Here is a 14,343-nt window from a genome sequence, read left to right on the forward strand (position 1 = left end):
CCCCCCCCCCCCCCCCCTCCCTTCCCCCCCCCCTCCCCCCCCCCCCCCTCTCCCCTCCCCCCCCCCCCCTCCCCCGCCCCCCCCCCCCCCCCCCCCCCCCCCGGCCCGTGGAGGGGTCAGCCGGTCTGCCGCGCCCAGGGCCTGACGGCCGAGGTGCCGAGGCCCGAGGGCGTGCCGAGGGGGCCGTGCCGCAGGTCCTCCTCGCGGTAGCGGCGGCAGCCGCGGTGCCAGGTGAGGATGCCCGCCAGCCAGTTCTCCAGGTCGGTGACGTACGCGTCGAGCGCCGCCCGCGCCTGATCGTCCAGGCCCAGATCCGCACAGACCACCGGCAGTTCGTGCGCGACGATGTGCTGGAACTGACGCATCCGTGACTTCATCAGATCGTCGATGATCGCGAGCCCGGTCGGGTAGTCGCAGTCGAAGAAGTTCTGCACGACCAGGATCCCGTTGTGCGTCTCGCCCTCGAACTCGATCTCCTTCTGGTAGGAGAACACATCGTTCATCAGGCCCGCGTAGTCCGACGCCGCCCGCTCCAGGGAGATCAGCGGCCCGCTCGCGTACACCTCGGGCGGCAGCGTCCGCCCGCGCCGCAGCCTGCACAGACTCATCGTGAAGTCCGCGCCGAACGTCCGCCGCCGCATCTCCAGGTAGTCCACGGGCTCCGGGACGCGGTGCAGCGCCATGTTGTCGAGTTCCCACAGCCAGCTGGCCGTCATCTCCTCGATGGTGGTGCGGAAGACGCGGCGGTGCTCCAGCGTCATCGGCCCCGCCGTGCGCCGCCACAGATCGGCGAGCCCGCGCTCCAGCGCGTTGACGGGCGGGGGCGTGGCCCCCGGATCGTCCAGGGGGGTGTACGCGCTGAGGCGCTCGGTGCATAGCCGCGCGCCCGCGAGGTCACGCGTGCGCCCGAACACGACCGGGTAATAATCGTCGCCGTACGTCCCCCATGTCAGCCACTGCGAGGACACGTCGAGGTCCTCGGCGGCGGCGTCCGGGTGGATGCCCGCCGCGCACAGCGGGAAGTCGTAGCCGTCCAGCTTGCGTTCGTCCCACACGCCCGGCGGCTCGTCCAGCATCCCCATCACCCGGCCCCACGCCACCGTGTGGCGGCGGGCGTCCGGCAGGTGCGGGTTCAGGCGCGTCGTGAACGGCATCTCGAAGTCCGGCAGCCGCGACGGGCCGACGCGGCGGAACGGCACGTGCTGGAAGCGGCGTGCGCGCGCCGTCTCCGCCCGCCGCGTCGTGAAGCGGATGTCCGCCGTACCGGCGCCGAGGCCGCTCAGGCCCAGCAGCGCCCCGACCCGGCCGCCACCGCGCCCCTCGGCCGCCGCGCCGCCGTCGTTCATGTACCGGCTGGAGCGCAGGTGCCACTCGTGGCCGCCCGACTGCCAGTCCTGGAGCCCCTTCACGTACGCCAGCACGTCGGCGACCCCGTCAGGGCCGATGCCGCGCTCCGCGAAGAGCGTGGGCAGCTCGGTCAGCGCGGTGTGCTCGAACTGCTGGAGCCGGGCCGTCAGCAGGTCGTTCACCGCCTCGGCGGCGTCCTGCGTGGTGCAGCCGAAGAACGTCTCCAGGACCAGCACGCCGTTGCTGAACTCGCCCTCCTCCTCCACCTCGCGCTGGTACGAGAACAGGTCGTTCCGCAGGTGCACGCCGTCCGAGAACGTGTCGCGCAGCACGCGCAGCGGCCGTTCGGCGGCGATCACGGCCGGCACCTCGGCGTGCGCGGCGAACTCGACCAGTCCGGCCGACCAGGGCGCGCCGCCGACCTTGCGGCGCATCTCGATGTACTCGACGGGATTGGGGATGCGGCCCGCGTTGATGTTGGACAGCTCCCACAGCGACTCGTTCAGCAGGTGCTCGGTGCTCTCGGCGAAACGGCCGCGCCAGGCGGGGGACATGGCGGGCACCGTGCGCGTCCACAGGTCGGCGAGCCCGGCCTCGACGGGGTTGGCGGGCTCGGGCATCCCGGCGGCCAGGTCCATGGGCATGAACGCGGGGAGCCGGTCGAGGTAGCGCTTGCCGCCGGGGCGGTCCTGGGTGCGCTTGAAGAGTTCGAGGAAGTGGTCGTCGAAGAAGAAGACCCACACGTACCAGTCGGTGACCAGGCACAGGTCCTCGGCGGACGCGTCCGGGTGCGTGTACGAGCACAGCAGCGCGTAGTCGTGGGCTTCGAGGTCGTCGGAGGTCCAGATCCCGGAGCCTTCGAGCATCCCCATGTCGCGCGCCCAGCGCCGGGTGTGGGCGCGGGCCGCTTCGAGATGCGGGTTCAGGCGGGCCGGATAAGGGGTGTAGAACGCCGGGAGGCGGAAGGGCTGAGTCACCCCGCCAGCATTCCGGCTGCCCATTGGCGTTACAGAGCGCTCACGCCAAACCACCCGCTCGGGTGAATCTCCGGTCGGTGCGCCGTGCTGACGCGAGCCCGGGAGCCCCCGTACCGGCGCACGCCCGGTGAGCGCGGGGCGGCCCAGCGGCGGCCGAACGGGACTGGCCCGTACGCGACTTCGCCGCCCGCGGGAACCCGGCGCACCCCCCGCCACGTCTCCATACCACCGGGACACGGTTTCGTTCACGCCTCGTTGCAGGGGTGAACCCTTTGGAGGGGGTCCTGATGTCCGCAGTGCTGTACACCGAGAAGTCGTGGGTACCGTTCGGCACCGCCGTACGGCTCAGCGACAGTGAACTGTCCGTCGGGATGCGCCGCACACCCGTCGCGGAACTGAACCTCCCCGCCATGGCCGACGCGTACCTGCGCGGGCGGTGGCTCGGCGGCGGGGGCACCGAGGTGCCGTTCGCAGCGCTCCGCGAGGGCCGGTCGGTCGTGCCCGTGACGCGCGTGACGGGCGCGTCACGGCCCCTCCAGGCGCGGCGCGGCCAGGAGTTCGCGCGGACGCTCGGGGAACTGGCCGTCCGGGCCTGCGGCGGGCCGGAGGCGGTGCGCGGGTACGCGGACCAGGCGGCGCGCGAGGGCGTACCGCTGTGGATGGCCCGCAGGGTCGCGCCCGGCCCGGCGGGGCCGGTCGTCGTCACCGTGGACCGGGCGCTCATGCGGGCCGACGTGTGGAGCCCCGGCGTCCCGGCGCTGCGGCTGCGCGGGCCGCGCGGCCTGCCCCTGGGGCGCAGCGACCCGGCCGCCGGGCTGACCGTCACGATCGGGGAGCAGCCGGCCGAGCTGCTCGCGGCGGTGCCCTGGCGCAAGTCGCGCCGCATGATCGTCGTCCAGTCGCCGCACGGGCGCTGGGAGCTGCGGTGGCGCGACCACCGCTCGTCGCGGCTGCTGCGGGACTACCGGCAGGTCGCCGTGCTGTCGCGGCCCGACCCGGTGCGGGGCCGCCCGGTGCTGCGCCCGCTGACGAACGTGGCGTACCAGTCGGCCGATCCGCTGGACGCGGTGGTGGCGCACTTCTTCGGCGTGGTGTGCGGGATCGGCGACGGGATCGGGCGCATACGGTTCGGCGTCCGGCGCGAGACCAGGTCCGAGCCGGACGACTGGGAGACGTGGACCGAGCCCTGGTACAGCGACGTGGGCTGCGGCCGGGACGACAGCCCCTCGGGTGGCGGTGACGGGGGCAGCGGGGGCTGGGACGGCGGTGGCGGGGACGGGGGCGACGGCGGTGGAGGAGATGGCGGCGGCGGAGGCGGGGACGGCGGTGGTGGCGGGGGAGGCGACGGCGGAGGCGGTGGTGGCGGCGGGGACTGACCCCGCGCGGCGGCCCCTGGGAGGGGACCGCATGACACGTCCCGTGCACGGCGAACCGGGACGCTTCCCGCCACGCCACCGCGTACGACCGGACGAGCGCCACCTGCGCGACGGCCGATACGCCTGGCGGCGCGTACCGCTCGACGACCTGCACCTGGCGGCGATGGCCAACGCGTACCCGCACGGCCGGTGGCCCGGCGGCAGCAGCACCCGGCCGCTGCGGGTGCGGCGGGGACCGAGGAGTTCATGCGGCGGCTCGGCGAACTGGCCGTACGCCGCAGTGGCGGACCGGAAGGTGTCGCAGCACACGCCGCCGCGCGCCGCCCGCGAAGGCGTACCGCTGCGGATGGCCCGCAGGGGCGCGCCCGGCCCGGCCGGTCCGGTCGTCGTCACCCTCGACCGCGTACCGGTCGCACGGCTGCGCACCCGCCTCGCCGCCGGCCGCACGCTGACGCCCGGCACCGCACGGGCCTCCCTCGTCCCGCTGCCCGACCGGTACGGCCCGCCGCCTATCGCCGTCATCGCCCCCGGGCGGTACTGGACCCTGCGGCGCACGGCCCCCCGTTCCTCCGCGCCCCGCCGGGACGTGGCACCCCCCGCGCCCAGCGGGGGACGTCGGCTGCTCCGGCCCCTGACGCCGGTGCGCTCCGAGACCGGCGCGACGGGGGAGGAAGCCGTGGACCGGGCGGCGGGCGAGGCGGCGGGCAGTCCGCTCGGGTGGCTCGGAGCGTGAGCGCGCCGCCCCCGCGTCAGCCCTTGCGATGCCCCATGAACCGGCCCGTGGCCGCGTCCAGGTCCACGATGGGCGGCGGGTAGTCGAGCGCCGCGCGGTCCGGTTCCGGCAGCCGCCACGGCCGGTGGACCGCGCCGCCGTCCAGCCCCTCGGCGCACGCGAGTTCGGGCACCCAGCGCCGTACGTACGCGCCCTTCGGGTCGAAACGGCGTGCCTGCGTCAGGGGGTTGAGCATCCGGTTGAAGCGGGAGTCGTTCCCTGTCCCGGCGACCCACTGCCAGTTCATCTGGTTGTTCGCCACGTCCCCGTCCACCAGCAGGTCGAGGAAGTGCCGCGCGCCGACGCGCCAGTCGACGTACAGGTACTTGGTCAGGAAGCTCCCCGCCACCAGCCGCGCCCTGTTGTGCATCCAGCCCTCGTGCAGCAGCTGCCGCATCCCCGCGTCCACCAGCGGGTAGCCCGTACGGCCCGCGCGCCACGCCTCGGCGGCCGCTGGGTCGTCGCGCCACGCGTCGTTCCGCGTGCGGTAGTCGCGGCGGGCGGCGTCCGGCCGGGCGGCGAGGACCTGGTGGTGGAAGTCGCGCCACGCCAGCTGCCGTACGAACGCCTCCGCGCCCGCGCCGCCGCGCCGCTCCGCGCGTTCGCGGATCTCGGTCGGCGAGAGCGTGCCGAAGTGCAGGTCGGCGGAGAGGCGGGAGGTGGCGTCGGCGGCGAGGTCGTCGTGCCGGTCCTCGTAGTCGGCGAGCGGCCCGCGCTCCCAGGCGGCGAGGCGGCGGCGCGCCTCCGTCTCGCCGCCGCGCGGCAGGCCGGGCGACGGGGTGCGGCAGGACGGGCCGCACAGCGCGCGGACCAGCGCGTCGGCGGACGGGACGTCGTCGGACCGCACCGCGTCCGGCACGCGTACGGTGCGCGGCGCGCCCAGGACCGTACGGCGCGGGGCGGTGGCCCAGCGGCGGAAGTAGGGCGTGAAGACGGCGAAGTGGTCCCTGCTGCCCGGGGTCAGCGCGCCCGGGGGCACGACGGTGCGGGACGCCTCGTGGACGCGCAGCTCGCGCCCGTCCTCCTCCAGCGCGGCGCGCAGGGCGCCCTCGCGGCGGTCCGCGTAACCGGTCACGGCGGCGGCGACGTGCACCGTACGGGCGTCCGCCTCGGCGGCCACGCGGCACACCTGCGCCACCACGTCGCCGCGCCGCAGCACGAGCCGCCCGCCGCGCGAGCGCAGCGACGCGTCGAGGTCGGCGAGGCAGTCGGCGAGGAACGCGGCGCGGTTCGGGACGGCGAAGCCCGCGTCCCGTACGCCGTCGTCCAGCACGAACAGCGGCACCACCTCGTCCGCCTCGCGCTGCGCGGCGCGGAGCACGGGGTTGTCGTGCAGCCGCAGGTCGGAGGTGAAGAGGGCGACGGCGGCGGTCATGCCGCGTCCGCCGTGGGCTCGGCGCCGCCGGGGCGCCCGGCGGCGGCGCGGGCGGCGCGTTCCTGCGTCTCCGCCGTGGCGGCGATGTTGCGGACCATGCCGCGGAACACTACGGCGTGGAACGGGCTGACGGCCCACCAGTAGAGGTGTCCCGACAGGCCCCTGGGGCGGAAGACGGCGCGCTGCCGGTACAGCGCGCGGTCCCCCGGCGCGGGATCGACGGCGAGTTCGAGCCAGGCCCGGCCGGGCAGCCGCATCTCGGCGCGCAGCCGCAGGAGGCGGGGCCGGGCGATCTCCTCGACGCGCCAGAAGTCGAGCCGGTCGCCCACGTTCAGCGGTCCGGGGCCGCGCCGCCCGCCGCGTACGCCGGGGCCGCCGAGGAGCAGGTCGATCCAGCCGCGGGCGGCCCAGGCGAGGGGCGCGGAGTACATGCCGTGCTCGCCGCCGATCGCCGCGACGGCCTTCCAGACGGCCTCCTGGGAGGCGGCGACGAGCCGTTCGCGCCGGTCGGCGTAGTAGCTGCCGCCCGCCCAGTCGGGGTCGGCGGACAGGGGGTCGCTCGGCGAGGCGCCGTCCTCCGGCACGTTCTCCTCGGCCTCGCGGGAGGCGCGCAGGGCGAGGTGCAGGGCGGTCTCGAAGCCGAGGGGTCCGCCGGGCGGGTCGGGCGCGTACCGCTCGATGTCGTGCTCGCGGACGACGACCTCGTAGCGCAGCGACTCGGCGAGCGGGCGCGCCAGTCTGCCGGGGATGGGGGTGACCAGGCCGACCCACAGGCCGGACAGGCGGGGGGTGAGCACGGGGACCGGGACGATGCGCCGCCGCCGCAGCCCGGCCTGCTGCGCGTAGCACCGCATCATGTGCTCGTACGTCACCACATCGGGTCCGCCGATGTCGAACGTGCGGTTGACGTCGGGCGGGAGCGAGGCGCAGGCGACGAGCAGCCGCAGCACGTCCCGTACGGCGATGGGCTGCACGCGGGTGCGGACCCAGCGGGGGGTGACCATGGCGGGCAGGCGCTCGGTGAGCTGCCGCAGCATCTCGAACGACGCGGAGCCCGAGCCGATGACGACGGCGGCGCGCAGGACGGCGGTCGGGACGCCGGAGTCCAGGAGCAGGCGGCCGACCTCGGCGCGGGAGCGGAGGTGGGGGGAGAGCTCGTCCTCGGGGATGTCGCGGGGGGTGAGGCCGCCGAGGTAGACGATCCGGCGGACTCCGGCGGCGCGTGCCTGCTCGGCGAACATCCTGGCGGCGTGGCGGTCGGTCGCGACGAAGTCCTTGCCGCCGATGGAGTGGACGAGGTAGTAGGCGACCTCCACTCCGCGCATGGCCTCGGCGAGCAGCCCGGGGTCGTTGACGTCGGCGCGCGCGGTCTCCACCTGGTCGATCCAGGGCCGCCCGGCCAGCTTCTCGGGCGTGCGGGCGAGGCAGCGTACGGAGTGGCCGGCGGCCAGCAGCTCGGGCACCAGCCGGCCGCCGATGTAGCCGCTCGCGCCCGTGACCAGGCACAGGGGGTGGTCGAGGCTCATTCCCTCATCTTGGCGGCCCCCCTGGCTGCCGCAACCGCAGTGACGCACATCAAATTGCACACAAGTCCACTTGTGCAACAGGATGTGCGGCATGACGACAGCGCTCAGTCCGACTTTGGCCATCGACACCGCTCTCCGTGCCCGTCGCGCCCGAGGGGAGGAGGTGCTGCACCTCGGCTTCGGGGAGGCGGGCCTGCCCGTGCCCGGCCCTGTGGCGGACGTCCTCGCCCGCGCCGCCGGGCGGAACGGGTACGGGCCGGTCGCCGGGTCGGCCGAGGCGCGGGACGCGGCGGCCGGCTGGTTCACCCGGCGCGGCCTGCCCACCGCGCCCGCCCAGGTGACGTTCGCCCCCGGCAGCAAGCCGCTGCTCTACGCGCTGCTGGCGGCCATACCCGGGGACGTCGTCCTGCCTCGCCCGGCGTGGGTGAGCTACGCGGCGCAGAGCGCGCTGGCGGGCAAGCGCGTGATCGGCGTCCCCGTGCCGCCGGAGGCAGGCGGCGTCCCCGACCCCGGCCTGCTGGCGTACGCGCTGCGCACGGCCCAGGACGGCGGCGCGCGCCCCGGCGTGCTCGTCCTCACCGTCCCCGACAACCCCACGGGAACGGTCGCCAGGCCCGGCCACCTGCGCGCCGTCTGCGACCTGGCGGCCCGTCACGGGCTCGCCGTCGTGGCCGACGAGATCTACGCCGAGCTGCTGCACGACGGCGGGACCGCGCCGCGCGCCGCCGCCCACCTCCCCGACCGCACCGTCGTCACCACCGGACTGAGCAAGTCCATGGCGCTGGGCGGCTGGCGCGTCGGCTTCGCCCGCTTCCCCGAGGGCGCGTGGGGCGAGCGGACGCGTGCCGAGGTCGCGGGCGTCGCCAGCGAGATCTGGTCGAGCCTCGCCGCGCCCATGCAGGCGGTGGCCGCGCACGTCCTGGCCGACCCGCCCGAGGTCCTGGCGCACATCGACGCCGCGCGCCGCCTGCACGGGGCCGTCGCGGCGGCGGCGCACGCGGAGTTCACCGCGGCCGGGGCCGAGTGCCGCGCGCCCGCGGCGGGCTTCTACCTGTACCCGGACCTCGGCCCCCACCGCGCCGCGCTCGCGGCCCGCGGCATCGGCACCGCCGACGCCCTCGCCGCGTACCTCCTGGAGCGGCACGGCGTCGGCGTCCTGTCCGGCACCGCCTTCGGCGACACCTCCGACGGTCTGCGCTTCCGCGCCGCGACGAGCCTGCTCTACGGCGAGACGGACGAGCAGCGGCTCCGCGCGCTGCGGTCGGACGACCCCGTGCGCCTGCCGTGGATCGCCGACGCGCTGACGAAGCTGCGCACGGCCCTCGCCGGCCTCACCGCCGCTCCGGATCGTCGTACACGCTGAACTCCTCCAGCAGTTCCTCCTCGCGCAGCAGCGACGACCGCACCTCCTGCCCGAGCAGCGCCGCCACACCACCGGCGAGGGCCTGCACCAGCGCCGTGAAACCGGTCAGCGACCGCAGGACGGAAGGCCCGGACGCATCCACGTAGAACACGTGTTCAGCTGATGCCGCCAGCGGCGAGGAGGGGTTGTCGGTCAGCGCGACGCACCGCGCGCCACGCTTCCGCGCCCAGGCGGCGGCGCGCACCGTGTCGGTCGAGTAACGGTGGATGGCCAGTGACACGAAGCAGTCGCCCGAACGCACGCGCCGCAGCTGGTCGGTCAGCGTGCCCGCCCCCGCCGTCACCGTCGCGACCTCCTCGCGCAGCATTTCCAGCAGGTAGCCGAGGAGGTAGGCGGGGGCGTGGCACTTGCGCAGTCCCATCACGTGGACGCGCGGCGCCTCGGCGAGCGCGCGCACCGCCGGGTCCCACAGGGCGGGTTCGATCCGGGCGAAGGTCCGGCTGATGTTCGCCCGGTCGAGGGCCACCGCGCGTTCCAGCAGGTCGCCGCCGTCGCTGCCGAGCTGTTCGAGCGTCTGGAAGCGCCGCAGCAGCTGCGCCTGCTCCCGCAGCCGCATCCGGCACAGCCGCGTCAGCCCCGGATAGCCCTCCAGGCCCAGGCTGGTCGCGAAGCGCACCACCGTCGCCTCGTTGACCCCCACGGCGGCGGCCAGCTCGGAGACCGTCATGAACGCGACCCCCTCGGGGTCCGCGAGCACCCGGTCCGCCAGCAGCCGCTGCGAACGCGTGAGGACGGGCCGCCGCTCGTGGAGCAGCGCCATGAGGTCGTCGAAGGTCTGCGGTGCCGCCGATGCCGAAGCCATGACCGAATTCTCCTCCCCGGGCCAGGACCGCCCGCAGCCGCCCGTGACCTGACCACCTCCCGCGCCGTTCCCCTACAGGGGACTCACCCGCGCAGGGAGCGCGGGCCCCGGGGGAGGGACACAGCATGCTGACACCGGCGCCCTGCGCCACGTTCCCCCTGGGCGAACGCCGCGATCCCGGTGCGGACCGCCACCGTTTCGCCTCCCCCCTGACCCGCATGCTGCTCGCCGGTGACGGTCTGACGACCACCCTCCTCGAAGCCCTCTCAGGTGAACGGCTGCGCCTGCACCGCATCGCCCAGACGCAGGCCTCCGCCGGTGCGGCAGGCCACGCCGTACCCGGACTGCTGCGCGCCGAACACCACTCCACCGTCCTGGTCCGGCATTCCGCGCTGCTGCGCCAGGAGGGCGGAGCGGTGTCCGCCAACCACGTCGTGGCGCGCATCGGCCAGGACCTCCCCCCGGCCGTCGCCGCCTGCCTGACCGGCGACACCCTCCCGCTCGGCCCGGCGCTCAGCGCTGTCGGCGCGGGCCACCGGCGGACCGTACTCGACGTGGGGCGCCGCACCTGGGGGCCGAAGCCCGCCTGCTACAAGACGTATCTCATCTGGCTCGGCGACGAACCCCTGGCCCTGGTCCACGAACTGTTCCACCCTGACCTCGTTCCCCCGGACTGAGAGGGGCCGCATGGAAGCGCGCACACTCCGCACCCAGGTCGGCATCATCGGCGCAGGACCCGCCGGGCTGGTCCTGGCCAACCTGCTGACGGCCGCAGGCATCGACTGCGTCGTGCTGGAACGGCACAGCCGCGCCCGCGTCGAACGCCGCGCCCGCGCCGGGCTGGTCGAGCAGCGCACCGTGCGCCTCCTGCGCGACCACGGCCTCGCCGGCCGCCTCCTGTCGGACGGCAGCCCGCACGGCTGGTGCGACTTCCTGTGCCTCGGCCGCGTCATACGCCTCGACTACGCCGCGCTCTCCGGCGCGAGACACTGGGTCTATCCGCAGCAGTTACTCGTGCGCGACCTGCTCGCCTCGCTCGACGCCGCGGGCAGGCCGCCGCTGTTCGAGTGCTCGGCCGTCGCCGTCGAGGACATCCACGGCCCCCGCGCCACCATCCGCTGCGAGGACGGCCCCACGGTCGTCTGCGACCACGTCGTCGGCGCCGACGGCCCTCAAGGCTTATCCCGCGCCGCGCTCTCCCCAGCCGCCACGCCCTACCGGCGGCGCTACCCGTACGACTGGCTCGCCATCCTCGCCGAGGTGGACCGCCCGGTCCCCGGCGTGGTCTACGGACTGCACGCCGACGGCTTCGCGGGCATGATGCCCCGCTCCCCCCGCCTCGCGCGCTTCTACCTCCAGTGCCCGCCGGGCGACACCCCGGCCGCCTGGCCCGCCCCCCGTATCCTGGCCGCCCTGCGGCGCAGACTGAACGGGGCGCACCTCCCCCGCATCGGCGCCCTCACCGAGACCCGCATGCTGCGGATGCGCGCCGACGTCACGGAACCCATGGCCAGGGGACGCCTGCTGCTGGCGGGCGACGCCGCGCACGTCCTCACCCCCTCGGGCGCCAAGGGCATGAACCTCGCCATCGCCGACGCCGCCGACCTCGCCGACGCCCTGACGCGCGGCCCGGCCGCCCTGGAGGGCTACAGCGCGCGCCGCCTGCCCGACGTGTGGCGCACGCAGGAGTTCTCCGACCGGCTGCTCGGCCTGCTGCACCTGCCCGCCGGTTCGGAGAACGCCGCCGATCCGCGCTTCGGGCTGCGGCTGCGCCTCGCCACGCTGGAACGGCTCGCCGTGCCCGGACCGTTCTCCGTCGCGTTCGCGCACGCCTACGCGGGCTCGGGCGAGGAGCCCGTCAGCCCAGCAGGGCCGCGATGACGGTGAGGACGGGCACGGACAGGACGGTGGACAGCAGCACCGCCTCGCGGGCGAGCCGGACGCCGGTGCCGTACCGCGAGGCGTAGGTGAAGAGGTTCTGCGCGGCCGGGAGCGCGGCGAGCACGACGACGTGCAGCTGGTCGTCGGTGTCCAGGCCGAAGGCGAACGCCGCCAGCAGCCATGCCATCAGCGGCTGCCCCACCGACTTGAGGGCCACGGACACGAGCACCTGCGTCCGCTCGGGCCCGCGCCCCGGCATGGCGGCGCCGCGCAGGGATATGCCGAACGCGAGCAGCACGGCGGGCACCGCCATGTTCCCGATGAGCACGGCGGGGTCGAACACCGCCTGGGGCACGGTCCATCCGGTGGCGGCGACGGTCACCCCGGCGAGTGAGCCGACGACGACGGGGTTGCGGAAGGGGGTGAGGACCCGTGACAGCACCGATGGCCTGGCGTCCTCGCCGCTGTCACGGGTGGCTATGTCGAGCACGGTCAGTGCGACGGGTGACAGGGTGAGCTGCTGGAGCAGCAGCACGGGCGCGACGAGCGACGCGTCGCCGAGCACGTAGACGGCGATGGGGATGCCGAGGTTGCCCGCGTTGACGTAGGAGGCGCACAGGGCACCGATGGTCGTAGGACCCACGCCCCAGCGCGCGAAGGCGCCGACGACCAGGTACACGCCGCACGCGGCCAGGGTCGCGAGCGCGGTGACCAGCAGCGGCGGCGAGAGGATGACGCCGAGGTCGGCCTCGGCGAGCGTCGTGAAGAGCAGGGCGGGCGTCGCCACGTGGAACGCGAGCCTGGTCAGCACCTCGCGGCCGTTCTCACCCAGCGATCCGAGCAGACCCAGTACGTATCCGGTCGCGATGACGACGGCGATGATCGCGAATCCCGTGATCACACCGCCCATGTGCGCACTCTCGAACAAGACCGGTCACCGGTCAACGTGACCTCCACTACCCCGGTCGACCCGCGCGCGCCACCGGCATGCGGAAAATCATGCGATACCGTCCCATTCCGTGACAGCACGCCGCCTCGCGGCCCTCCTGGCCGCAGCCACCGCCACGCTCTTCACCGTCCCCCTCCTCACCGGCGCCGCCCCCGCCCCGCGCGACGCGCCCTCCCTCGCGGACACCCTCACCGCCCGCACCACCGCCAAGGGCGCCATGCGCCACCTCGCCGTCCTCCAGCGCATCGCCGACGCCTCCGACGGCAACCGCGCCGCCGGCACTCCCGGCCACGAGCGCTCCGCACGCTACGCGGGCGGCCTCCTCGAAGCGGCCGGCTACGACGTCACGTACCAGCGCTTCCCCTTCTCCTACCGCGAGCCCCTGACCGAACGCCTCACCCAGCTCACCCCCGAGCAGCGCGACATCCCCGTCCGCACCCTCACCTACACGCCCGCCACCCCCGACGGCGGCACCGAGGCCCCCCTCGCCGACGCGGGCACCGCCTGCACCCCCGCGCCCGCCGGCGCCTACACCGGCCGCATCGCCCTCATCACCCGCGGCGGCTGCACCTTCGCCGAGAAGCAGGCGAACGCGGCGGCCGGCGGCGCCGTCGCCGCCCTGGTCGCCAACAACGTGGCAGGGCCCCTGCGCGGCACCCTGGGCGGCCCGCAGCCCGGCTCCATCCCCATCGGCGGCATCACCCGCGAGGACGGCGCCGCCCTCGCCGCCGCACTGGCCGAGGGCGGCGCGACGGCGCGCCTCGAACTCGCCGAACTGGCCGAGGAGCGCGAGACGGTCAACGTCATCGCGGACTCCCCCGGCGGCGACCCCGACCGCGTCGTGATGGCCGGCGCGCACCTCGACTCCGTCCCGGACGGCCCCGGCCTCAACGACAACGGGTCAGGCTCGGCCGGCGTCCTGGAGACCGCGCTGCGCCTCGCCGAGGCGGACCCGTCGGGCCGCGCACCGCACCGCGTCCGCTTCGCCCTGTGGTCCGCCGAGGAGTCGGGCCTGCTGGGTTCGGAGCACTACGTCGCGGAGCTGGCGCCCGACGAGCTGTCCGGCATCGCGCTCTACCTCAACTTCGACATGATCGCCTCGCCCAACCACGGCCTGTTCGTGCAGGCGGGAGACCCCGCGGTGGCGGCGGACCTCGCCGCGTTCCTCCGGGCGGCGGGCGAGTCACCCGGCTCGGCGCCGTTCGACGGCCGCAGCGACTACGCGCCGTTCGACGCCGCCGGGGTCCCGGCGGGCGCGGTGTTCACCGGCGCGGAGGGCGTCAAGACGGACGCGGAGGCCGCCCTGTGGGGCGGCCTGCCGGGCGCCGCGTACGACCCCTGCTACCACCAGGCGTGCGACGACCTCGGCAACGTCGGCGAGGACGCGCTCGCCGTCGCCGTCCGCCTGATCGCCCACAGCGTCGGCCACTACGCGCACCACCTGCCGGACGCCCCCTCGCCCGCCCCCTGAGCCCCTCTCCCACCCGCGCGCACGCCCGCGCGCCGACCCGCCCCCGCGCCCCCGGAACGGGCGGCCCCGGATTCCCCCGGACGGCCGCCCGCCGACCGGAGGCTGCGGCGGCGGTCCCCTGCCCGGTAGGCTTCCCGTGTGATCTTCAAGCGCATCGGAAACGGACGACCGTACCCTGACCACGGCCGGGACAACACCCGGCAGTGGGCAGACGTCGCGCCGCGCCCGGTCCGGCTCGACCAGCTGATCACCACCAAGCAGCAGCTCGACCTCGAAACCCTGCTCGCCGAGGACTCGACGTTCTACGGCGACCTGTTCGCGCACGTCGTCAAGTGGCAGGGCGACCTCTACCTGGAGGACGGCCTGCACCGCGCCGTCCGCGCGGCCCTCCAGCAGCGGCAGGTCCTGCACGCGCGGGTGCTCGAACTGGGCTGAGTCCCCCGC

General features: G+C 75.2%; 12 protein-coding genes. 7 read left to right on the forward strand and 5 right to left on the reverse strand.

Annotated elements, in window-relative coordinates; translation table 11 throughout:
* Positions 1-116: 116 nt before the first annotated feature.
* Positions 117-2,324 (reverse strand): terpene synthase family protein, encoded by a 2,208-nt coding sequence (locus tag ACL02R_RS20045; protein ID WP_412798336.1) that lies wholly within the window; start codon positions 2,322-2,324, stop codon positions 117-119.
* A 287-nt stretch (positions 2,325-2,611) separates the two neighbouring features.
* Between ACL02R_RS20045 and ACL02R_RS20050 the strand changes: the two genes are divergently transcribed.
* Positions 2,612-3,700 (forward strand): hypothetical protein, encoded by a 1,089-nt coding sequence (locus ACL02R_RS20050; RefSeq protein ID WP_412798337.1) that lies wholly within the window; start codon positions 2,612-2,614, stop codon positions 3,698-3,700.
* Positions 3,701-3,731: 31 nt separating this feature from the next.
* Positions 3,732-4,433, forward strand: coding sequence for a hypothetical protein (locus ACL02R_RS20055; protein WP_412798338.1), 702 nt, complete (start codon positions 3,732-3,734; stop codon positions 4,431-4,433).
* Positions 4,434-4,449: 16 nt separating this feature from the next.
* Here the strand turns inward: ACL02R_RS20055 and ACL02R_RS20060 are convergent, their stop codons facing one another.
* Together ACL02R_RS20060 and ACL02R_RS20065 are read right to left on the reverse strand one after the other, a co-directional pair.
* On the reverse strand, positions 4,450-5,847 hold the full coding sequence (locus ACL02R_RS20060) for a cryptochrome/photolyase family protein (RefSeq protein ID WP_412798339.1): 1,398 nt from the start codon (positions 5,845-5,847) through the stop codon (positions 4,450-4,452).
* Positions 5,844-7,373, reverse strand: coding sequence for an SDR family oxidoreductase (locus tag ACL02R_RS20065; RefSeq protein ID WP_412798340.1), 1,530 nt, complete (start codon positions 7,371-7,373; stop codon positions 5,844-5,846). Before ACL02R_RS20065 ends, ACL02R_RS20060 begins: the two co-directional genes overlap by 4 nt.
* Positions 7,374-7,464: 91 nt before the next feature.
* Here ACL02R_RS20065 and ACL02R_RS20070 point away from each other — a divergent pair, with 91 nt between their 5' ends.
* Positions 7,465-8,736, forward strand: coding sequence for a pyridoxal phosphate-dependent aminotransferase (locus ACL02R_RS20070; protein WP_412798341.1), 1,272 nt, complete (start codon positions 7,465-7,467; stop codon positions 8,734-8,736).
* Here the strand turns inward: ACL02R_RS20070 and ACL02R_RS20075 are convergent.
* A complete protein-coding gene (locus ACL02R_RS20075; protein ID WP_412798342.1) occupies positions 8,705-9,598 on the reverse strand; it encodes a MurR/RpiR family transcriptional regulator in 894 nt (297 codons plus the stop codon). The genes ACL02R_RS20070 and ACL02R_RS20075 overlap by 32 nt on opposite strands.
* A 125-nt stretch (positions 9,599-9,723) precedes the next feature.
* Between ACL02R_RS20075 and ACL02R_RS20080 the strand changes: the two genes are divergently transcribed.
* Together ACL02R_RS20080 and ACL02R_RS20085 are read left to right on the forward strand one after the other, a co-directional pair.
* Complete coding sequence (locus tag ACL02R_RS20080) at positions 9,724-10,275, forward strand: chorismate--pyruvate lyase family protein (RefSeq protein WP_412798343.1); 552 nt, start codon at positions 9,724-9,726, stop codon at positions 10,273-10,275.
* Positions 10,276-10,285: 10 nt separating this feature from the next.
* Positions 10,286-11,479 (forward strand): FAD-dependent monooxygenase, encoded by a 1,194-nt coding sequence (locus tag ACL02R_RS20085; RefSeq protein ID WP_412798344.1) that lies wholly within the window; start codon positions 10,286-10,288, stop codon positions 11,477-11,479.
* On the opposite strand, the gene ACL02R_RS20090 is transcribed toward ACL02R_RS20085, so the two are convergent.
* Positions 11,457-12,389 carry an AEC family transporter gene (locus ACL02R_RS20090; protein WP_412798345.1) on the reverse strand — a complete coding sequence of 311 codons (933 nt, stop codon included), beginning with the start codon at positions 12,387-12,389 and terminating at the stop codon, positions 11,457-11,459. The two genes, ACL02R_RS20085 and ACL02R_RS20090, sit on opposite strands and share 23 nt — an antisense overlap.
* 109 nt (positions 12,390-12,498) lie before the next feature.
* On the opposite strand from ACL02R_RS20090, the gene ACL02R_RS20095 reads away from it, so the two are divergent.
* On the forward strand, positions 12,499-13,899 hold the full coding sequence (locus ACL02R_RS20095; protein WP_412798346.1) for a M28 family peptidase: 1,401 nt from the start codon (positions 12,499-12,501) through the stop codon (positions 13,897-13,899).
* A 138-nt stretch (positions 13,900-14,037) separates the two neighbouring features.
* Entirely contained in the window at positions 14,038-14,334 is a 297-nt protein-coding gene (locus ACL02R_RS20100) for a type II toxin-antitoxin system VapB family antitoxin (RefSeq protein WP_052847392.1), read from the forward strand.
* Positions 14,335-14,343 lie beyond the last annotated feature (9 nt).

Source organism: Streptomyces sp. MS19 (genome assembly GCF_047200595.1).
Classification (GTDB): domain Bacteria; phylum Actinomycetota; class Actinomycetes; order Streptomycetales; family Streptomycetaceae; genus Streptomyces.